Annotated in this window: 14 protein-coding genes; 10 read left to right on the top strand and 4 right to left on the bottom strand. The window is 63.4% G+C overall.

From position 1 onward, the window contains the following. Nucleotides 1-219: 219 nt before the first annotated feature. From RCH09_RS15835 to pbpC, 3 genes are all read left to right on the top strand, one after another. Entirely contained in the window at nucleotides 220-2,331 is a 2,112-nt protein-coding gene (locus RCH09_RS15835) for a DUF2235 domain-containing protein (protein ID WP_326942098.1), read from the top strand. A gap of 164 nt (nucleotides 2,332-2,495) precedes the next feature. Continuing rightward, nucleotides 2,496-8,504 (top strand): alpha-2-macroglobulin, encoded by a 6,009-nt coding sequence (locus RCH09_RS15830; RefSeq protein ID WP_326942097.1) that lies wholly within the window; start codon nucleotides 2,496-2,498, stop codon nucleotides 8,502-8,504. A gap of 7 nt (nucleotides 8,505-8,511) precedes the next feature. After that, the gene (pbpC, locus tag RCH09_RS15825; protein ID WP_326942096.1) at nucleotides 8,512-10,794 is read left to right on the top strand and encodes a penicillin-binding protein 1C; all 2,283 of its coding nucleotides are present in this window, start codon (nucleotides 8,512-8,514) and stop codon (nucleotides 10,792-10,794) included. A gap of 20 nt (nucleotides 10,795-10,814) precedes the next feature. Here the strand turns inward: pbpC and RCH09_RS15820 are convergent, their stop codons facing one another. Beyond that, nucleotides 10,815-11,249 (bottom strand): hemerythrin domain-containing protein, encoded by a 435-nt coding sequence (locus RCH09_RS15820; protein WP_326942100.1) that lies wholly within the window; start codon nucleotides 11,247-11,249, stop codon nucleotides 10,815-10,817. A 272-nt stretch (nucleotides 11,250-11,521) separates the two neighbouring features. Here RCH09_RS15820 and RCH09_RS15815 point away from each other — a divergent pair, with 272 nt between their 5' ends. The 4 genes from RCH09_RS15815 (at nucleotide 11,522) to RCH09_RS15800 (ending at nucleotide 16,258) form a co-directional block, all read left to right on the top strand. After that, complete coding sequence (locus RCH09_RS15815) at nucleotides 11,522-12,466, top strand: hypothetical protein (RefSeq protein WP_326942095.1); 945 nt, start codon at nucleotides 11,522-11,524, stop codon at nucleotides 12,464-12,466. A gap of 290 nt (nucleotides 12,467-12,756) precedes the next feature. Then, nucleotides 12,757-14,853 (top strand): catalase, encoded by a 2,097-nt coding sequence (locus tag RCH09_RS15810; RefSeq protein ID WP_326942094.1) that lies wholly within the window; start codon nucleotides 12,757-12,759, stop codon nucleotides 14,851-14,853. 125 nt (nucleotides 14,854-14,978) lie between these two features. After that, on the top strand, nucleotides 14,979-15,920 hold the full coding sequence (locus tag RCH09_RS15805; protein WP_326942093.1) for a DnaJ C-terminal domain-containing protein: 942 nt from the start codon (nucleotides 14,979-14,981) through the stop codon (nucleotides 15,918-15,920). Next, nucleotides 15,917-16,258, top strand: a complete 342-nt coding sequence (locus RCH09_RS15800) for a chaperone modulator CbpM (RefSeq protein ID WP_326942092.1) — start codon at nucleotides 15,917-15,919, stop codon at nucleotides 16,256-16,258. Before RCH09_RS15805 ends, RCH09_RS15800 begins: the two co-directional genes overlap by 4 nt. 33 nt (nucleotides 16,259-16,291) lie before the next feature. Here RCH09_RS15800 and RCH09_RS15795 read toward each other — a convergent pair whose 3' ends face one another. Both RCH09_RS15795 and msrA read right to left on the bottom strand, forming a co-directional pair. Then, a complete protein-coding gene (locus RCH09_RS15795; protein WP_326942091.1) occupies nucleotides 16,292-16,894 on the bottom strand; it encodes a LysE/ArgO family amino acid transporter in 603 nt (200 codons plus the stop codon). 243 nt (nucleotides 16,895-17,137) lie between these two features. Then, the gene (gene msrA, locus RCH09_RS15790; RefSeq protein WP_326942090.1) at nucleotides 17,138-17,866 is read right to left on the bottom strand and encodes a peptide-methionine (S)-S-oxide reductase MsrA; all 729 of its coding nucleotides are present in this window, start codon (nucleotides 17,864-17,866) and stop codon (nucleotides 17,138-17,140) included. A 194-nt stretch (nucleotides 17,867-18,060) separates the two neighbouring features. On the opposite strand from msrA, the gene RCH09_RS15785 reads away from it, so the two are divergent. Next, nucleotides 18,061-18,819, top strand: a complete 759-nt coding sequence (locus tag RCH09_RS15785) for a COG4705 family protein (protein ID WP_326942089.1) — start codon at nucleotides 18,061-18,063, stop codon at nucleotides 18,817-18,819. Between the two features lie 26 nt (nucleotides 18,820-18,845). Here RCH09_RS15785 and RCH09_RS15780 read toward each other — a convergent pair whose 3' ends face one another. Continuing rightward, a complete protein-coding gene (locus RCH09_RS15780; RefSeq protein ID WP_326942099.1) occupies nucleotides 18,846-19,745 on the bottom strand; it encodes a YicC/YloC family endoribonuclease in 900 nt (299 codons plus the stop codon). Nucleotides 19,746-19,909: 164 nt separating this feature from the next. Here RCH09_RS15780 and RCH09_RS15775 point away from each other — a divergent pair, with 164 nt between their 5' ends. Further along, the gene (locus tag RCH09_RS15775) at nucleotides 19,910-20,917 is read left to right on the top strand and encodes a serine/threonine protein kinase (RefSeq protein WP_326942088.1); all 1,008 of its coding nucleotides are present in this window, start codon (nucleotides 19,910-19,912) and stop codon (nucleotides 20,915-20,917) included. A gap of 58 nt (nucleotides 20,918-20,975) precedes the next feature. Then, on the top strand, nucleotides 20,976-21,905 hold the full coding sequence (locus RCH09_RS15770) for a PP2C family protein-serine/threonine phosphatase (protein ID WP_326942087.1): 930 nt from the start codon (nucleotides 20,976-20,978) through the stop codon (nucleotides 21,903-21,905).

Genomic DNA, 21,905 nt, shown 5'->3' with positions numbered 1-21,905 from the left:
GGCTTCATCTTGGGGGAAGTGTTGATGGCTATCTTGCTATAACGGTTATGCTTCGAAATAAGTTGGCCGGTATTGACGAATAAATCCGCGTTTCCATAGGCATCACTGCAAATTTACATTTGCCAATATGACACTATGGCGCATGCGCATGCCCGTACCATGCAGCGCGCACGCAACGACGGTCGAATCGCTCACGCTCGCCCAAAGGAATCCGCACCCATGAAACGCATCCTCGTCTTCTCGGATGGCACCGGCAACAGCTCTGGCAAGGCCCAGAAAACCAACGTCTGGCGCTTGTTTCAGGCCGTCGATCAGGCGCTGCCGGACCAGCTGGCGAAATACGATGATGGCGTCGGCACCTCGTCGAACAAATATCTGGCGGCGCTGGGCGGTGTGTTTGGCTACGGGCTCAAGCGCAATGTCATCGACCTGTACAAGTTCATCTGCCGCAATCATGAGGACGGCGACGAGATCCATGGCTTTGGCTTCAGTCGCGGCGCGTTCACGATCCGCATTCTGGTCGGGCTGATCGTCAACCAGGGGCTGGTGCCGTTCGGGTCGGAACAGGAACTGCATGCGAATGCGGTGCTGGCGTACCGGCGCTTTCGCGATGAGCGGTTTCGCTCGTGGAGTCCGCTGGTCTGGCTCGGGCGACGGCTGCGTGATGCGCTGCTGTATCCGTTCAACCGGACTGCGAGCAGTGCGCTGAAGGGGGCCCGCAAGGGCGTTCCGGTGCGCTTTCTCGGGCTGTGGGACAGCGTCGGCGCGTATGGCATGCCGGTCGATGAATTGAAGTGGGGGATTTCGCTGCTGCTCTGGCCGATGCTGACGGCCGACCGCAAGCTGTCGCCGCAGGTCGAGCGCGCCTGTCATGCGCTGTCGCTGGACGACCAGCGCCAGACATTCCATCCAATCCTGTTCGACGAATCGGACGAGCGCAGCAGTGACGATGGCTTGATCCAGAAACGGATCTCGCAGGTCTGGTTCGCGGGCGTGCACTCGAATGTCGGCGGCGGCTATCCGGAGGACAAGCTGTCGCTGGTCTCGTTCGACTGGATGGTCAGCCAGCTGGTGCGGACCGGCGTGCGCATGGATACCGCGGCGCTGCTGAGTCTGGGCGGTGACCGCTCGGCCTTTGCGCGGATCTATGACTCGCGCGCCGGGCTGGCGTCGTACTACCGGTACGGACCGCGTTCGCTCGACATGGGCGTTGGCAGCGACCAGAAACCGATCCTGCCGGTGGTGCATGGCAGTGCCGTGATGCGCATGGCGCACGGCTCGGATGCGTATGCCCCGATCTCGCTGCCGAGCACCTTCAATGTGCTGGCGCCGGATGGGTCGCTGCTGCCGATGCATGGCTTCGCCGACGTCGACCGCACGCTGGTGTTGCAAGACGCCGGGCCGGCGACCGCGACCGGTGACGCGGCCGCGCGCACCGCCGCGCTCAAGGCGGCGATCGCCAGCCTGAATCCGCCCGGCGAACCGGTCGACGACGAGATGGTGCGGCAGGTGCACGACACCATCTGGTGGCGGCGCGTGATGTATTTTGCCTGCCTGTTCTCGACGCTGTCGGTGGTGGCGTTTCCCTACGCGGCCGGGTTCTATGCCCGGGCCGGCACGGCGCTGCTGTCGGCGCTTCCGTGGATTGGCGGCGCGCTGCTCGCGACGCTGGCGGACTGGTCGGCGCGCTTCACGCCAGTCTGGCAGGGCTTGACCGGTGGGCTGTTCGCGCTCGCTGCGAACTGGGTGCCGGCCTGGACCCATCCCTGGTTGCAGGCGCTGCAGAATCGACCCTTCGCGATGCTGTGTGCGCTGGCGCTGGTGGCCATCACGTTCGCGGCCGGTCAGGGGCTGGCGCAGCGCATTCACGACCGTTCCCGTTATGCGTGGCACCGTGCCAGTCGGATCGACTATCTGGATTGGGCGGTGCGCTCGGCACGCAGTGGATTGGCGACCGCGCTGGTTGTGCTGATCGGGTTGGCGCTGCTGACGGTGCTGGTGGCGTTGACCCGGGGTCGCGACAGCCCGTTGCTGGTGGCGCTGCTGTTGCCGGACGTGCTGATGATCGCCGCCGTCGCATGGCGCAGGGTGATCCTCGTGCGCGTGCGGCGCGACCGCGATGCACTCAAGGAAGGCGGGCAGGCGCTGCCGCTGACACCGACGCTGTCGCTCGCCCGATTCCTGCGCTGCAATGCATTTCTGGTGCGGCTCCATGCGCTTGTCGCCAACCGCATCATTCCGCTGCTGTTTGCGGCGGCGCTGGCGTGGGCCATCGTCGAGCTCGTCGTGCTGGTGGTGCGGCAGGCGATCCGGGCAGGCGTGACATTCTGACCCGGCGACCCCTGCCGCAGGCGAAATACGCGGCTGTTGGCGACGGCCGCATTGAATGTGTCGCATCGGCGCGAACAGCATGAAAGTTGGTCGGAAAAGATGCCGTATCTGCAACGCCGTGCGCTATGCTCTGCGTTCCTTTCGAGAAACACCACGGAGCCAGCATGACCGAACCGGATCGCCCAATCTCTCCCTTGCGGCAGGCTGCCCGCGTCACGTTGCGCTGGATCGGAGGCGTCGTTGCGGCGCTGCTGGCGCTGCTGTTCGGACGCGTCAGCTGGCAGGCGCCGGGCTGGTTGCGCTGGTCCGGCAGCATGCTGGGGCGCAGCGCGACGGCGATGCGGGCGGCGCCGCGCAAGAGCGCCGCTGGGTTGCTGATGCTGGCGTTGCTGGCGGCGGCGGGCTGGTACGGTTACCAGTGGTGGCAGGCGCGTCCCAAGCCGGTCGAGGTGACCTTCCAGATCGTCGCACCCGCGCGCACTGAAATCGAAAGCGACGACGCCGCTGCGCGTCTGCCGAAACACGTTGTCATCAACTTCAGCAAGTCGGTCGCGCCGTTGGCGCTGATCGGCAAGGACGTCCGCAGCGGCATTACCGTCAAGCCGAATCCGGCGGGCGTCTGGCACTGGGACGACGACAAGACCCTGAGCTTCGTGCCCAGCCAGGACTGGCCGGCTGGCGCCGACTACGCAGTGGCGTTTGCACCCGCGCTGTTCAAGCCGAACGTGCGGCTTGCCGAATCCGAAGCAAGCTTTTCCAGCGCCGCGTTTGCGGCCTCGATCAGCAACGCCACCTTCTATCAGGACCCGACGGTCCCGGTCACCAAGCAGGTCGTGGTCGAGCTGCGCTTCACCCATCCGGTCACGCCGGCGGAACTGGAAAAACGCATCACGCTGCAATTGGCCAAACAATCCGATGGCGTGCTCGGCATTGGCAAGGAATCCGCGCCGTTCACGGTCAGCTACGACAAGTTCAGGCTCAACGCGTACGTGCGCTCGGTGTCCCTGCCGATTCCGAAGGACGACACGACGATGCGCTTTGCACTGGCCAGCGGCCTGAGCGCCGCGCGCGGCGGCAACGAGCTCAAGCAGGAACTGACCCAGAGCGTCGCGGTGCCGGGTCTGAACAGCCTGAAGATCAGCGCCATCACGCCGCAGGTCGTCACCAACGACAAGAACGAACCGGAGCAGGTGCTGGTGTTGGCGACCTCGGCGCTGGTGCACGAAAAGGTTCTGCAGAAGGCCCTGCATGCCTGGGTGCTGCCGAAGTTTCATCCGTCCTCGAAACCGTCCGAGCGTAATGACGACGAACCGCACCAGTGGAATCTGAGCGAGGTCACCGACGCCGTGCTGGCCGGTTCGTCGGCGCTGGTGCTGACGCCGATTCCGGCCGAGCATGAATTTACCGATGTGCACAGCGTGCGCTACCAGGCCGATGTTGGCCGTCAGATTTATGTGCGGGTCGACGCCGGCATCGCTTCGTTTGGCGGCTACCTGCTGGGCAAGGCCCGGCACGATGTGGTGGTGGTGCCGTCGTATCCGTCCGAACTGAAGATCCTCAGCCAGGGCGCCTTGCTCAGCCTGAGCGGCGAGCACAAGATCGCCTTGTTGGCGCGGGATCTGCCCGGCATCAAGGTGGATATCGGGCGTGTCCTGCCGGGGCAGTTGCAGCATCTGGTGTCGCAATCGAGCGGCAATTTCGCCAGTCCGGAATTCTATGATCGCTTCGGGCCGGAGAATCTGATCGAGCGCTTCGAGCGCAAGATCCCGTTGCCGAAACAGGCGCCCGGCAGCGCGCACTACGAGGCGGTCGATCTGGGCGAGTACCTGAAGAAAGACGGCGCCGATCGCCACGGCCTGTTTCTGTTGACCGTCACCAGCTACGATCCGGCGGCCGATGCGCGTGAGGAAAAGCAGCGTGCCAGCGCGGCGCGGCGACCGGGCGAAGCACCGGCCGAGGCCAGCGAGGCCGACTGCGGCGAGCAGTGCGAGGGCGCGCAGGAAGCGCAGGGCGACGATACCGTGCGCAGCGACAAGCGGCTGGTGCTGGTCACCGATCTGGGCATCCTGGTCAAGAAGGCGATGGACGGTTCGCAGGACGTCTACGTGCAGTCGATTTTCACCGGCAAACCGGTCGACGGCGCCAGCGTCGAGATCGTCGGCAAGAATGGCGTGACGCTGCTGTCGCAGCCGACCGACGCCAGCGGCCATGCGCACTTCGCCAGGATCGACGGCCTCTCGCGCGAGCGTGCGCCGTTGATGCTGCTGGTGAAGAAAGCCGGCGACCTCAGTTTCCTGCCGCTCAACCGGGCTGATCGCGGGCTCGACATGTCGCGCTTCGAAGTCGGCGGTGCCAAGAACGCCGCCGTGGCCGACCAGCTCAGCGCCTATCTGTTCAGCGACCGCGGCATCTACCGGCCCGGCGACACCTTCCACATCGGACTCATCGTCAAGCCGGCCAACTGGGCCACCAGCATCGTCGGCCTGCCGTTGCTGGGCGAAGTGGTCGACGCGCGCGGGCTGGTCATCAAGCGCGAAAAACTGACCCTGCCGGCCGGTGGCTTCATCGAGCTGTCGCACACCACCCAGGACAGCGCGCCGACCGGCAGCTATGGCATCAATCTGTATCTGGTCAAGGATGGCGAAGCCGGTGCACTGCTGGGCAGCACCACCATCAAGGTGCAGGAATTCCAGCCGGACCGGATGAAGCTGACCGCGCGCTTTTCGGCCGAGGCCAGCGACGGCTGGATCAATCCGAAAGCCCTGAAGGTGCTGGTCAATGCCCAGAACCTGTTTGGCACGCCGGCCGAGAACCGGCGCGTCACCGGTGAGGTGACCCTGACGCCAGCCTTTCCGGCCTTCGCGCGCTATCCGGATTACCGCTTTTACGATCCGCAGCGCGCTAAGGAAGGTTACAGCGAACAGCGCGCCGACCAGACCACCAACGAGCAGGGCGATGCGCAGTTCGAACTCGGTCTGGAGAAATACGCCAAGGCGACCTATCGCGTGCATTTCCTGGCGCGGGCATTCGAAGCGCAGGGCGGCCGTGGCGTCGCTGCGGAAGTCGCGACGCTGGTGTCGGAGCTGCCGTATCTGGTTGGCTTCAAGCCCGATGGCGCGCTCGATTTCGTCTCGCGCAATGCAGTGCGTACGGTCTCCGTGATCGCCATCAATCCGCAGGCGGCGAAGACGGCCGTCACCGGCCTGACGCTGGATCTGGTCGAGCGCAAGTTCGTCTCGGTGCTGACCAAGCAGGGCAATGGCAGCTACAAGTACGAGTCGCGCAAGAAGGAAATCACGATCAGCAGCGCGCCGCTGGCGCTGCCTGCGACCGGCCTGACGCTGCCGCTTGCCACCGCCACGCCGGGCAACTTTGCCTACGTGATCCGCGATGCGCAGGGACTCGAATTCAATCGCATCGAGTACGCGGTGGCGGGCAAGGGCAATGTCTCGCGCAGCCTGGAGCGCAACGCGGAATTGCAGCTGACGCTGAACAAGAAGGACTACCTGCCCGGCGAGGACATCGAAGTCAGCGTGCGCGCGCCGTACGTCGGCGCCGGCCTGATCACGATCGAACGGGAAAAGGTATTCGTGCATCAATGGTTCAAGACCGACACGCTGGCCTCGGTGCAGAAAATCAAATTGCCGAAGGACTTCGAAGGCAATGGCTATGTCAGTGTCCAGTTCGTGCGCGACCCGGGCTCGGATGAGATTTTCACCAGCCCGTTGAGTTATGGCGTGATGCCGTTCGCCACCAGCCTTGCGGCGCGTACCAACGTCCTCACCCTGAACACGCCGGCGCTGAGCAAGCCGGGCCAGGCGCTGAAAGTCAAACTCACCGCCGCGCAGCCGACCCGGGTGGTGCTGTTCGCCGTCGACGAGGGCATCCTGCAGGTGGCGCGCTATCAGATGGCCGATCCGCTCGGACTGTTTTTCCAGAAGCGCATGCTGGAAGTGCGCACGTCGCAGATCCTTGACCTGATCCTGCCGGAGTTCAAGAAGCTGATGGCCGCCAGCGCGCCGGGCGGCGACGCCGAGGGCGCCCTCGGCAAGCATCTCAATCCGTTCAAGCGCAAGCGCGACAAGCCGATGGTGTTCTGGTCCGGCATCGTCGAGGTCAAGGGCGAGCGCGAATTCAGCATCCCGGTGCCGGACTACTTCAATGGCAAGGTGCGCGTCATGGCGGTGGCGGTGAATGATGCCGCGGTCGGCGTGGCGCAGGGCAGTACCACCGTGCGCGGCGACTTCGTGCTGTCGCCGAACGTGCCGCTGGCCGTCACGCCCGGTGATGAGTTCGATGTCAGCGTCGGCGTCTCCAACAATCTGGGCGGCTCCGGCAAGGATGCGGCGATCGCGGTCGGACTGAAAACCTCGGCGCATCTGCAGGTGCTCGGCAGCGCCACCCAAACCCTGAAAATTTCCGAGCAGCGCGAAGGCGTGGCGCTGTTCCGCGTCAAGGTGCTGGACGGCCCGGGTGCGCTGCTCGGCTCGGCGACGCTGAATTTCTCGGCCGCGCTGGGCGCCAGGGGCGCGACGCTGGCAACCGATGTGTCGGTGCGGCCAGCGGTTGCCAAACGCACCCAGCTGACCGTCGGCAGTTTCAATGGCTCGGCGACGGTGCCGGTCACGCGCGACATGTTCGCGCAATACCGCAACCTCGACGCCGCCGTCTCGACGGTGCCGCTGGTGCTGGCATCGGGGCTGTCGTCGTATCTGGCCAGCTTCGAACATCCCTGCACCGAACAGCTGGTGAGCCAGGCGATGCCGCTGCTGGTGCTGTCGCAGCGACCGGAATTCAACAGTGCCGGCGCCAAGCTGCCGACCGCGCGCAGCCTGGACGACACCTGGCGCCTCCTGCGCTCGCGGCAGAATGCCGAGGGCGGTTTTGGCTTGTGGGAAGCCTCGGTCGAGGCCGATGAGTTTGCCTCGATCCATGCGCTGCAATTGATGCAGGAGGCGCGCGAACGCGGTGTCGCAGTGCCGTCCGACATGCTGCAAAAGGCCATCGCCTACGCCGGCAGTCTGGCCGCCAGCCCGGCCTCGACCTTGCCGGACTTGCGCGTGCGCGCCTATGCCGCGTATCTGCTGACGCGCCAGATGATCGTCACCACGCCGATGCTGACCGCCATTCGTGAATCGCTGGAAGCGCGCTTTCCGAAGGTCTGGCAGGACGATCTGGCTGCCGCCTATCTGGCCTCGGCCTACCAGCTGCAAAAGCAGGACAGTGCGGCCGGCAAGTTGATCGACCGGCAGGTGGCGATGCTGGTCAAGCGTCCGGCCGATTTCGCTTATGACCACTACTACGATCCCTCGATCCGCGACGCCCAGTTGCTGACCCTGCTGTCGCGTCACTTCCCGGCGCGCGCCAGGGCCTTGCCGGCGTCGGTGATGGCGGCGCTGGTGAAGCCGGTGGCCGAGCAGCGCTTCAATACCCTGTCGTCGGCCTATCTGATCCTTGCCTTCGATGCGTATGCGACTGCGCTCGGACCGGACGCCGTCGGCAAGCTCGGCATCGAACAGATCGGCGCGGACGGCAAGGCGGTGGCGCTGACGCTGCCGGCCAACAGCATGCCGCGGGTGCCTTTCGCAGCCGGCACCAGCAAGCTGCGCCTGTCCAACGACAGCAGCGTGCCGGCGTATTACGCGATCACCGAAAGTGGCTATGACCGGCAAGTGCCGAAGACCGAGTTGCGCGCCGGGCTGGAGGTGCAACGCGAATTCATCGGCGCCGATGGCAAGGCGCTCAGCGCCATCAAGGTCGGTGATGAAGTCACGGTGTGGCTGCGCCTGCGTGCGGTCGACGCCGCCTTCGTGCCGAACATCGCGCTGGTCGACCTGATGCCTGGGGGCTTCGAACCGGTGCTCGACAGCGGCGCAGCGCCAGCTGCCGAGGACGGCGCAACGCCAGCAAAACCGGCGCGCAACCTGGCCGGGCTGGCCGGTGCACGCGCCAGCGACAGCATTTATTACGCCAACGCACGCGAAGATCGGGTGGTGTTTTATGGCAATGCCAGCGGCGATGTGTCCGAGATCACCTACCGCATCAAGGCTACCAACAGCGGCACGTTCGTGGTACCGCCAGCCTATGCCGAGTCGATGTATGTGCGGGCATTGCAGGCGCGTTCGGCTGGCGGCCAGACCTTGCTGGTGGCGCCAGTGACGAAAGCGAAGTGAGGCGCCAGTGAGCGCGTGGCGACGCTGGGCGCTGGCCGCTGCCGCCATCGGGCTGGTGCTGGTGGCCTTGCGCTGCCTGCCGCATGCGCGCCTGTCGGGCGGCTATCCGGCCTCGGCCGCGCTGCTGGCGCGCGACGGCCAGTTGCTGCGGCTGGCGCTGGCGGCTGACCAGCAATACCGCCTGTGGGTGCCGCTGGCCGAGATCGACCCGCGTCTGCAGCAAGCCGTGCAACTGTACGAGGACCGCTGGTTTTACTGGCACCCCGGCGTCAATCCGCTGGCGCTGCTGCGGGCGGCGGCGTTGCATGGCGACAGTCATCGCGGCGCATCGACCATCACGATGCAACTGGCCCGTCGCCTGTACCGGATACCCAGCCAGAGCGTGCCCGGCAAGCTGCGCCAGGTCGCTGCCGCGCTGTGGCTGGAGGCGCGCTACAGCAAGCGCGAGATCCTCGAGGCCTATCTGAATCTGGCGCCGTATGGCGGCAACATCGAAGGTGTCGGCGCGGCCAGCCTGATCTATTTTCATAAACCGGCGCAGCGCCTGACCTTGCCGGAAGTGCTGACGCTGGCGGTGATTCCGCAAAACCCGCGCAAGCGCGGCGGCGGTGCGACGGTGTCGCCGGCCTTGCTGGCGGCACGGCTGCGCTTGTGGCAGCAATGGAGCGTGAGGTATCCGGAGGCATTGCGCTATCGCAGCGAGATCGCCGGCGCCAATGCCCTGTATGCGATGGCGGCGTTGCCGTTCGAGGCGCCGCACCTGACTGACCTGTTGCTGGCGGCGCGCCCGAGCGGCGCCATCCGGACCAGCCTCGACCTGCAGGTGCAGCACGTGGTCGAGCGCAGCGTCAGCCAATTCATCGCCGCCAATCGCGGCAGTGGCATCGACAACGCCAGTGTCATGCTGCTTGACCGCAGCAGCGGCGAAGTGCGCGCACTGGTCGGCTCGGCCAGTTATTTCGATGCCGCCATCGATGGCCAGGTCAATGGCACACAGGCCAAGCGCTCGCCCGGCTCGACGCTGAAGCCCTTCATTTATGGCCTGGCGCTGGACCAGGGATTGCTGCATCCGCTGACGATCCTGAAGGACGCCCCGACCACCTTCGGCCCGTTCAGTCCGGAAAACTTCGATGGCCGTTTTGTCGGCCCGATCAGTGCGCAGGAGGCGCTGGTGCGCAGCCGGAACATCCCGGCCGTGGCGCTGGCGGCGCGGCTCAAGCAACCCGGCCTGTACGATTTCCTGCAGAGTGCCGGCGTGGCCAAGCTGTCTTCCGAACGGCATTACGGACTGGCGCTGGCGCTCGGCGGCGGCGAGCTGACGCCGGAAGAATTGGCGCGGCTGTATCTGATGCTCGGCAATCGCGGCAAGCTGCTGCCGGTCAGGTACCAGGCCGACACGGTCGCGGTCGAGACGCCGCAACTGTTGTCGCCGGAGGCCGCCTTCATTACCGGGCAAATGCTGCTGACGAATGTGCGCCCCGACACCGGCCTGCCGGCCGCACCCGCAGTGGCGTGGAAGACCGGTACCTCGTGGGGCTTTCGCGATGCGTGGACCGCCGGCTTGTTTGGCAACAGCGTGCTGGTGGTGTGGATCGGTCATTTCAACGGCGATGGCAATCCGGCCTTTGTCGGCATCAAGAGTGCTGCGCCACTGTTTTTCCGGATCATCGACAGCCTGCGCAGCCAGGGACTGGGTGGCGTCGAACCGCGCTTGCCGATCCCGAAAAATGTCAGTCGCGTCGAGGTCTGCAGCGCCAGCGGCGACTTGCCGAATCCGGCCTGTCCGCAGCGCAGCAGCACCTGGTTCATTCCCGGCAAATCGCCGATCCGCGTGAGCACCTTGCATCGCGCCCTGAAGATCGATAGCCGCACCGGCCAGCCGACTTGCGCCGACGGTCCCTTCGTCACGAGCTCGGTGTACGAATACTGGCCCAGCGATTTGCAGAATCTGTTCCGTGATGCCGGTATGCCGCGGCGCACGCCGCCAACCGCACCGGAGTGCGCCGGGACCGTGCTGGTCGATGGCGATGCGCCGGTGATTGTCTCGCCCAACCGCGGCAGTATCTACACGCTGCGGCTGTCGGCGCCAGTACCGATCAGCCTGCGCGCCAACGCGACCGGGCCGGACCAGCGCCTGTTCTGGTTTGCCAACGACGGCCTGATCGGCCAGAGCGCAGCCAACCAGACGCTGGCCTGGGCCCCGAATGTGCCCGGCACCTACCAACTGCGCGTGATTGACCGCCAGGGCCGCGTCGACAGCCGACCGGTGACGGTTGAATTCACGCGCTGACGGCGCCCTGCAATTCCGTCTTACAGCCTGATCGGCTTGGCGCCCAATTCCTCTTTGCGTGCGGCCATTTGTTCGCCAAGCGCGACCAGATCCAGCGCGGATTTTTTGGCGCGCACAAACATCTCGCTTTCTTCCTCTTTGACGTGGTGCTCGATCTGTTCCGAGAGCACTTTGATCTTGGCATCGAACAGCTCTTCGTTGGCGTCCATCGACAGCAGTTGCGCGATCAGGTCCTTGGCGCCAGCGTGCTCGACGGTGGCTTCGTCAATCATGGGTTTGCCGTTCGGCACCGACGCGCGCACCGCTGGATAAAAAATTTCTTCTTCGACGGTGGCATGGACGGTCAGTGCGGCGCAGATTGCGTCCGCCAATTTCTTCTTTGCGACAAAGGCACGCTCGCCCAACGTCTCAAAATGTGCGAAGGCCTGTTTGACTTTCTTATGGTCGCTCGTCAGCAGCGCGACGGCGTCGATCGGTTACGGGGATTTCTGTGGTTGGGCCATGGTTCTCTTTCAAAAAAAAATGGATAGCGAGAGCACGCAGTGGAAGCGGCGCGCTAACGGGAAGTTGCGATAGACCGCTAACGAAGACTGTTCGCTAACCCACAGTTCGCGGTCTTTTTGCGCTTGCGTTGATCCCTTCGCGGAATTCTCCAGTTTCGTTCGATGCCGTACATATCCGCGTTTCCAAATTCAGCAGAATGCAGTTTTTATAACCGGAGGTACCAATGACAACCATCGAACGTACATCAATTCTTGCCGTGGACACCGTCTCCAGCGGTATCTCCTGGGGCGCCATTTTCGGCGGTGCCGCAGCGGCAGCGTCGCTGTCGCTGATCCTGCTGATCCTCGGGGTGGGGCTGGGTTTTTCAGCCATGTCGCCATGGGCAAGCATGGGCGCGAGCGCAACGGCAATCGGCGTGTCGTCGATTGTCTGGCTGACCTTTACGCAAATTGCGGCATCCGGCGTCGGCGGTTATCTGGCCGGCCGTCTGCGCACCAAATGGGCAACCGTGCACACCGATGAAGTGTATTTCCGCGATACCGCCCATGGCTTCATTGCGTGGTCGGTGGCGACACTGGCGACCGCAATGCTGCTGGGTTCGGTGGTTGGCGACGTGGTCTCCGGCGGCGCCAAGGCTGCAGCCAGTGGTGGCACGGCGGCGGCCGGAATGATCGTGGCAGCCGGCAATCACCAAGGCATGTCGACTGCCGCCACAGCTCAGTCCGGAACGGCCGGCGTGACCGGCAACGACGGCGCGATTGGATATACGGTCGACACGATGTTGCGTACCGACCCGACGGCTGCGGAGATTCCTGGCGCCTCCGATCCACGCCTGCGCGTTGAAGCAGGCAGGATCCTGGTGCAAGACCTGCGCACCGGCGTGCTATTACCGGCGGACCGCCAGTATCTGAGCCAGGTGGTGGCAAAAAACACCGGCATTCCGCTGGGCGATGCAGAGAAGCGCGTCGATACCGCCTTCAACAACGCGATGGCGGCGATCAACAAGGCTGAACTGGCCGCCCGCCAGGCAGCCGACAGCGCGCGCAAGGCGACGGTTTACGCCTCGATCTGGATGTTTGTCGCGCTGCTCATGGGCGCCTTTGTCGCCAGTCTCGCGGCCACTTTTGGCGGCCGCACCCGCGATGGCGTGCGGCACGTTCCGCTCTGAAGCGGGCCTGCCCATACCGTTCAATTCATCAGGAAATCTTAAGGAGGATTCACCATGCGTTCACTACTGCTCTTGTTTCTTGGCGTGCCAATTCCGATCATCATTTTGATTGCACTGTTCGTGCATTGAGTTGTCCTGTGCGCCGCCGGCGCAGCGCAGATGCTGCGCTGGCGGCAACCGACTGGTTTCCCGGGGACTGCGCCGGCCGATGCCTTCGGTCCGGCGCAGCCCGCAACGGCGGCGACTGAATCCGCCCGCAATTTCCATCATCCATACCGGAGAACATTCCCATGCCAAAGACGAAAACCCCTGCCGCCAACGGCGCCGGAAAATCGACCAGGGCGGCGCCCTCAACCACGGTCGGCAACGGCGGTGAATGGCACCAGCAAGCCGACGGCGACACCCTCAGCACCAATCAGGGCCTGGCCATTTCCGACAACCAGAATTCGTTGCGTGCCAGCCCGCGCGGACCAACGCAGCTGGAAGATTTCATCCTGCGCGAAAAAATCACCCATTTCGACCATGAGCGCATTCCGGAACGCATCGTGCACGCGCGTGGCACCGGCGTGCATGGTTTCTTCGAACTGACCGCATCGCTGGCCGATGTCACCACCGCCAACATCCTCACCGAAGTCGGCCAGCAGACGCCGTTGTTCGCGCGCTTCTCGACAGTGGCTGGCGGCTCGGGCTCGGCCGACACGCCGCGCGACGTGCGCGGCTTCGCCGTCAAGATGTACACCCAGCAGGGCAACTGGGATCTGGTCGGCAACAACATCCCGGTGTTCTTCATCCAGGACGCGATCAAGTTTCCCGACCTGATCCATGCCGTCAAGATGGAACCGGATCGCGGCTTTCCGCAGGCGGCTTCGGCGCATGACACGTTCTGGGATTTCATTTCGCTGACGCCGGAGTCCATGCACATGGTGATGTGGGCGATGTCGGACCGCACCCTGCCGCGCTCGCTGCGGATGATGGAGGGCTTCGGGATTCACAGCTTCCGCCTGCTCGACGCCGAGGGCAAGTCGACCTTCGTCAAGTTTCACTGGCGTCCCAAGCTCGGCTTGCAATCGACGATCTGGGATGAAGCCGTCAAGATCGCCGGCGCCGATTCCGATTTCCACCGGCGCGACATGTTCGACGCCATCAGTAATGGCGACTTTCCCGAGTGGGAGCTGGCGGTCCAGCTGTTTACGCAAGAGCAGGCCGATGCACTGCCGTTCGACCACCTCGACCCGACCAAGCTGATTCCGGAAGAAACCATTCCGCTGAAAGTGATTGGCCGGATGGTGCTCAATCGCTGGCCGGGCAACTTCTTTGCCGAAACCGAACAGGTGGCGTTTTGCCCGTCGCATATCGTGCCGGGCATCGACTTTTCCAACGATCCGCTGCTGCAGGGCCGGCTGTTCTCGTATCTCGACACCCAGCTGTCGCGACTGGGTTCGCCCAATTTTCATCAGCTGCCAATCAATGCGCCGAAATGCCCGTTCGCCAACCATCAGCGCGATGGCCACATGCAAATGGAGCAGCCGAAGGGGCGCGTTGCCTATGAGCCGAATTCGCTCTCGGCCGACGGCCCGCGCGAAAGCGCCAGCGGGTTTCGTAGCATGGCCAGTGAAGAAAACGGGACCAAGGGCCGCATCCGCGCCGAATCGTTCAGCGATCACTACAGCCAGGCGCGCCAGTTCTACCTGAGCCAGACCGTTCATGAGCAGGCCCACATGGCGTCGGCGCTGGTGTTTGAATTGTCCAAGGTGGAGCACCCGCACATCCGCGCCGCGATGGTCGGCCACCTGCGTCATATTGATGCCAAGCTGGCCAAGCGGGTGGCGGGCGGGCTGGGTATGGACAGCTTGCCGGAGGCGCCGCCAATCGCCGCGACGGTGCAGGACCTTGAGCCATCGCCGGCACTGCAAATCATCGGCAAGATGAAGGACACGCTGGCAGGACGCAGCGTCGGCGTGCTGGTTGCCGATGGCTCCGATCGCGCCACTATCGCCGCGCTGGCCAAGGCAATCAAGCAGGCCGGCGCGCGCCACAAGATCATCGCGCCGCACATCGGCGAAGTCACGTTGTCGGACCAGTCGCGTCTGGCGGTTGACGGTCAACTGGCTGGCACGCCATCGGTGCTGTTCGATGCCGTGGCGATCGTGCTCAGCGCCGAGGCAGCAACGGCGTTGATCAGGGAAGCGGCGGCGGTCGATTTTGTACGCGACGCGTTCGGTCACCTGAAGGCGATTGCGGCCGACGCCGGCGCGCGCGCCTTGCTCGACAAGGCCGGTGTCGTCAAGGACGCCGGTGTGCAGGATGCGGCCGAAACCGGGCTGTTCGTGCAAGCCGCCAGCACGCGGCAGTGGCAGCGCGAGACGACGGTGCGCACACTGAGTTGAGCAAAGTGCAAGTTGCCTGATCGACGGGTGCATACTGGCTGTGCGTGCCGCCCAAGGTTGCGAGCCTGTAGAGGCCGATCGGGGCGTCGGACAGCCAGATTTCTTCCCTTCAATTCAGGATCGCGATGAAATACAAAGATTATTACCAGGCGCTGGGTATCGAGCGCACCGCCTCGCTTGACGAGATCAAAAAGGCGTACCGCAAGCTTGCCCATCAGTATCACCCCGACATTTCCAAGGACCCGCAAGGGGAAGAGAAATTCAAGGTGATCGCCGAAGCCTACGCGACCTTGAAGAACCCGGAAAAACGTGACGAATACGACAAACTGGGGCAGCGCCCGGCCGGCGAGGAATTCGCGCCGCCGCCCGAGTGGCAGCAGCAATATGGCGCTGGCGCTTCCGCGTTCGACGACGTCGATATCGCCGATATCCTGCGTGCGTTCCGCTCCTCGGGGCAGGCGCAAGGACGGGCACGGGCACGTCCGGTGGCCGGGGACGATTACGCGGTGCCGGTCAGCGTGTCGTTGGAGGATGTGTATCACGGTAGCGAAGTCGATGTCGCGGTCGAGCTGCCGGAAGTCGATGCGCACGGTTTGCCGCATCGGGTCAAACGCACCTTTCGCGTCGCCATTCCGAAGGGCGCCACCGACGGCCAGCGTTTGCGACTGGGCGGCAAGGGCGGCCCGGGTCACGATGGCGGGAAAGCCGGCGACCTGTATGTGGTGCTCGACATTGCGGCGCATCCGCTGTTTCGACGAAATGGCAATGACCTCGTGCTCGACCTGCCACTGGCGCCGTGGGAAGCGGTGCTGGGTGCGACCGTCAAGGTGCCGACGCCGGGCGGCGCGGTTGAGCTCAAGGTCAAGCCTGGAACCCGGGCCGGACAGCGACTGCGGCTTGCCGGGCGCGGACTGCCAGCGGCAAAAGGTGGCCCCGGCGATTTGTATGCAGTCGTGCAGGTGGTCGTTCCCGCGACGGCCAGCCAGGCGGAACAGGAGCTGTACCAGCAACTTGCCGCTGCTTCGGATTTTGCCCCGCGCAGCCACTTCACCAAGGAGACGAAATGAAACTCGACATTTCCGAATCCGTCTGGCTCAACGACCAGACCATTTGCTCGGCCCTGCACCTGACCGAAGTGTCCGGCCTGACCAGCCAGGAGCTCGAGGACCTGATCGACAATGGCGTCATCGTTCCGGTTGGCGGCATGGTTGAGCAAACAGCGTTCTATCTGCAGGATGTGCATACTGCCAACCTTGCGCGCAAGTTGCGCGACGATTTTGAACTGGACTTGCACGGCATGGTGTTGGCGATGACCCTGCTGCGGCGAATCGAGCAGCTTGAGGCGGAGTTGAGCGCGGCACGGGCGATTGCCGCCGGCAGCAGCGACGCACCTGAATGCCGATAAGCCGCGTCACCTGCGGCCGAACAGGGCGGTGCGCTATCCGGCCAGCAGCGCTGCGCCGAGCGCGAACATGATCAGTGCGATCAGGATATCCAGCACGCGCCAGGCGATTGGCTTGAGAAACCATGGCGCGAGCAGACGTGCGCCGAATCCGAGCGAAAAGAACCAGACGAAACTCGCGCAGATTGCACCAGCCCCGAACACCCAGCGACCGCTCTCGCCGCGTTGGCTGGCCAGCGAGCCGAGCAGGATGACGGTGTCGAGATACACATGCGGATTCAGAAACGTGAAGGTCAGGCACGCGGCCAGCGCCGCTGTCAGTGACAATCCCGCCGAGCCGGTTACTGCAAGGCTGTGCGGGTTCAGCGCGCGTCGTGCGGCAGCAACGCCGTACACAATCAGAAACAGCGCGCCGGCATAGCGCGCGACGCTCATCGCCATCGGCGCGGACTGGATCAGCGCACCCAACCCGAGGATGCCCGCGCCAATCAGCAACGCGTCGGCGCCGGCGCATACCAGCACCACCGCCAGCACATGTTCGCGCCGAATCCCCTGGCGCAGCACGAAGGCATTTTGCGCGCCGATGGCGATGATTAACGCGGCGCCGGAAAAAAATCCGGTGATGAAGTCGGTTGGCATGGCATGACCTGTGGCTGGGGAACCGGCGAAGGCTACCCTGCGCGCGTCATTAAGTCGAATGAAACCGGACAGCGATGCATTGGCACGTTCAATTCTTGAGCACGGTCGGCAGCCAGCCTGCGCCCGGGGCTTTCCCCTTTCGGATCTGGCGCATCGGGCTGGAGTTTTTAATGGCTGGCACCGACCTCGCGGTGTCTGGCATGCGCGCCGGTTCATGCGCACCGGCGGGGCAAGCCGGCACTGTTAGCGGTGCGCTGTGGCCACCAGCGCCGGATCAGCGCGAAAGTCGGCCGGGAACAGTTTTTTCAACGCGGCGACCTTGGGCAAGTCATTGATCACGATGTACGGATGGGTCGGATGTTGCGTCAGGAAATCCTGGTGGTATGCCTCGGCCGGGAAGAATTGACGGCCCGGCTCGATCCTTGTCGCGATCGGTGCGCCGAACACATGCGACTGGTTCAGTTGCGCAATGTAGTCGCCGGCCACGCGGGCCTGCGCTGCGTCGAGCGAGAAAATCGCAGAGCGGTACTGCGTGCCGGAATCCGGCCCCTGTCGATTGAGCTGGGTCGGATCATGCGCGACTGAAAAGTAGATATGCAGCAGCTGCGCATAACTGACCTTGTGCGGATCATACGTAACGCGAACGGCTTCGGCATGGCCGGTCGAACCCGTGCCGACGTCCTCATACTTGGCCGTCGCGCTATCGCCGCCGGCATAGCCCGACACCGCGTTGGTGACGCCGCGTACATGCTGGAACACGCCTTGCACGCCCCAGAAGCAACCTCCGGCAAAGACGGCAACGGCCTCTGTTGCCGTGGCAGGTTCGGTGACCTTGCCGCTGTATGCGGCAATCGCGCGGTACTCCTCGCCCGCAGCCGTGCAACCGGCGCTGGCACCAAGGAGCAGAGCGGTCAACGCGATGGTGAGTGCGGTGCTGCGCAGCGAGAGCCTGTTAAGCTGGATGGATTGCATAGTGCCTCCTGTTTCGGATTTTTAACGTGAGTGATCAACTGTGCCGCAGTGGTCACAGGGTCGTCTCGGTCAGTCGGTGCGTCAAGGGATTACCTTACAGTAGATCGTCACTCGATGTCGGTACCCGTAAGATTGGGTCTTTCGCGGCCTCCGGCCGCCGAGAACTGCACACTATTATCAAAGGCGGATTCCTTATGTCCACAGCAGCGCAAACGAGCTTGAGCAAGGTCCCGGAGGTCACCCTGATTTTCTGGATCATCAAGATCGCGGCCACCACGTTGGGCGAAACGGGGGGCGATGCGGTTTCGATGTCAATGAATCTGGGGTATCTGATCAGCACGGCGATTTTCATGGTCATCTTCCTTGCGGCAGTCACGGCGCAGATCAAGGCCAAGTTGTTTCACCCGATCCTGTACTGGGCCACCATTATTGCGACCACGACGGTAGGCACGACATTGGCGGATTTTGCCGACCGCTCGCTGGGGATTGGCTATGCGGGCGGCTCCATCGTCCTGCTGACGTTACTGATGGGTTCGCTGTTCCTGTGGCACCGCCTGCTCGGTTCGGTCTCGGTCAGCACGATCAGCACGTCGCGAGCGGAAATGTTCTATTGGGTGACCATCATGTTTTCCCAGACGCTGGGGACGGCGCTGGGCGACTGGACTGCTGACACCGCCGGCCTTGGCTACACCGGCGCAGCGCTGGTGTTCGGCGCCATGCTGGCGCTGGTCGTCGCCGGCTACTGCTGTACCAGGATCTCCCGCACGGCATTGTTTTGGGCGGCATTCATTCTGACCCGTCCACTCGGTGCCGTGGTCGGCGATTTTCTGGATAAACCTGTCAGCGCTGGCGGGCTGGCGTTGAGCCGGTATACCGCTTCAGCGGCACTGTTCGCGTTCATCCTGGCCGGCATTCTGTTGTTTCGGCAGCGCGCCGCTACGACGGCGCACTAATGCGCCGTGGATGACGCTAGCCGGCGTCATTCGAGGTTTTGCACCTGCTCGCGCATCTGATCGATCAGCAGTTTCAATTCCATCGATGCATCGGCCAGTTCCTTCAGCGCGGCCTTGGAGCCGACCGTGTTGGCTTCGCGATTGAGCTCCTGCATCATGAAGTCGAGGCGCTTGCCAACCTGACCACCTTTCTTGAGGATGTGCCGGGTTTCGTCCAGGTGGGCGGTCAGGCGCGACAATTCTTCGGCGACGTCGATGCGGATGCCATACATGGTCACTTCCTGGCGAATCCGTTCCAGCACTTCGTCGCGCGACAACGTGGGGGTCGCGCCGGTTGGTTTCTGTAGTGCCAGTCCGAGTGCTTCTTCGAGGCGGTCGATCGACTTCTGCTGGAATTGCGCGATCATCTGCGGGATCAGCGGCGTGATGCGCACCACGATGGCTTCCATGCTGTCGATGCGGGTAATCAGCGTCGCGGCCAGGGCAGCGCCTTCGCGTTCGCGCGATTCGACGAATGCATTCAGTGCCTGTGCGATGGCCAGTGCCGCGTCGGCCTGCAGGCTGTCTTCGGCGAGTTCGGCGTCCTCGATGACACCGGGCCAGCGCAGCAGCTCATGCACTGTCAGCGGCGCTGCGGCTGAGAATTGCGCGCGTACCTCGGCCTGCAGCATGGCCAGCGACTTGAGCAGCGTGGTGTTGACGCGCTGGGTGTCGCCGCTGGCGGCCTTGCGGCCGAAGCTGATGCGGCATTCGACCTTGCCGCGCGTGATGCGGGCGACGATCGCTTCGCGCAGCATCGGTTCGAGTGCACGCAGATCGTCGTTGATGCGAAATTGCAGGTCGAGGAAGCGCGAGTTAACGCTTTTGATCTCGATTGTCAGGGTGCCGCCCGAGCTTTCCCGGGTGACCACGGCGTAACCGGTCATACTGCTGATTGTCAAAATTGCGTCCTCGGTTGTTCTTTACAAATCTGGGATTTATCCACACAATCCAAGCAAAATGGCGTTGCGCGCGGATCGTCGCCATGCATTTTTGACAAGCTGATCTGGCGCACATGGCGCCGCCGCTTCCCACTCTGCATTAGGAAATCATGGCAGCACAAAATAATGCACCCCTGCCAGACGGACTTGAAATTTCCGGCTATCGTATTGTAAAGAAAATCGCCTCGGGCGGGTTCAGTATTGTCTATCTGGCCTATGACGAAGATGGCAATGCGGTGGCGATCAAGGAATATCTGCCAAGCTCGCTGGCACTGCGCGAACCGGGCGAACTGGTGCCGGCGATTTCACCGGAAAACCTGCCTATCTTCCGTATTGGCCTCAAGTGTTTTTTCGAAGAGGGACGGGCGCTGGCGCGCATCTCGCATCCGAACGTGGTCAGCGTGGTCAATTTTTTTCGCGCCAACGATACGGTCTACATGGTAATGGCGTACGAGTCCGGCCGCTCGCTGCAGGATCACATCCTGCGCCGCCGCGACAAGGGCGAAAAGCCGCTGGTGTCGGAGCGCTTCATTCGCAAGATGTTCAGCCAGGTCATGAACGGCCTGCGCGAAGTCCACACCAACAAATTGCTGCATCTGGATCTGAAACCGGCCAATATTTATTTGCGCGTGGACGGCACGCCGATCCTGCTCGACTTCGGTGCGGCGCGACAGACATTGAAAGCCGATCTGCCGAAGCTGTATCCGATGTACACGCCCGGCTTTGCTCCGCCGGAGCTGTATTCGAAGAATGGCAACCTGGGGCCGTGGACCGACATCTACAGCATTGGTGCATCGATCTTCGCCTGCATGGTCGGCGCGCCGCCGCAGCCTGCCGACCAGCGCAAGATCAACGACAAGATGGAAGGTCATTTGCGCAAGCTGGAAGGCATCTACTCGCCGGAATTGATTCAGGTAATCCGCTGGAGTCTGATGATCGATCCGCTGGAGCGGCCGCAGAGCGTGTTTGCGCTGCAGAAGGCGTTGCTGGAACCGGTGCCGGAAAAGAAGGTCACCGATGCCCTGGTCGATGCGATGCACAAGGTCGCCGGCATTTTCAGCGGCAAGGGCAAGAAGGACAAGTTTGGCGCCTCGACCATTCAGGATAACGTGCCCTGACTGGTCGCCGTGACGGCGTTTGCGTTTATTGTTTCACCATGGATGTCACAACCTACTCATGCGATTCTCTGTTTACCAGGAAAGCCATATTGGCGGCCGCAAGACCAATCAGGACCGGATGGGCTACAGCTTCACGCGCGACGCGCTGCTGCTGCTGCTGGCCGATGGCATGGGCGGTCACTTGCAGGGCGAAGTCGCGGCCACCATCGCGATGCAGACGGTGGGTGCACTGTTTCAGCAAAGCGCGAATCCGTATGTGAAGAAGCCGGAGCGCTTTCTTGAGGACAGTTTTTTTGCCGCGCACCGCGAAATCCACCGCTACCGCGCGATCAATAATTTGCCCGAGACGCCGCGCACCACCATCGTCGCCTGCCTGATCCAGCACAACACCGCGTTCTGGGCGCATTGCGGCGACTCGCGCCTGTACTGGCTGCGCGATGGCCAGATCCTGGCGCGCACGCGCGACCATTCGCGCATCGAAACACTGATTGCACAGGGACGCGCCGATCCATCCGAGCGCGCCACGCACCCGGATCGCAACAAGCTGTTCAATTGTCTCGGTGCGCCCAACATGCCGATCGTCGAAATCTCGCGCCGTGCCAGCCTGCAGGCGGGCGACGTGATGTTGTTGTGCTCGGACGGCTTGTGGGGCGTGCTGCCCGATCATGTGCTGGCGCAGCGCTTGCAGAACAACACCATCGTGCGCGCGGTGCCCGAGCTGATCAGTACCGCCACCGGGATCGGCGGCAAGCATGGCGACAACGTCACTGCGCTGGCGATGATGTGGGAAAGCGGCAGCAGCGTCACCGATCCCAACACCATCACGACCAACGTGCTGCCGGTCGGCACCATCACCACCACGATCCAGTCGCCGCGCGCGGCCGATCTGGAGCCTGGCGACAGCTTTGATGAAAATGAAATCGAAAAGGCGATCGAAGAAATTCGCGGCGCCATCGAAAAATCCTCCCGTATCACTTCCAGGAACTAA

The sequence above is a fragment of the Actimicrobium sp. GrIS 1.19 genome (assembly GCF_035984655.1).
Classification (GTDB): domain Bacteria; phylum Pseudomonadota; class Gammaproteobacteria; order Burkholderiales; family Burkholderiaceae_D; genus Actimicrobium.
The sequence above is the reverse complement of the archived record's forward strand: the minus strand, read 5'-3'. Positions and strand labels throughout refer to the sequence as shown.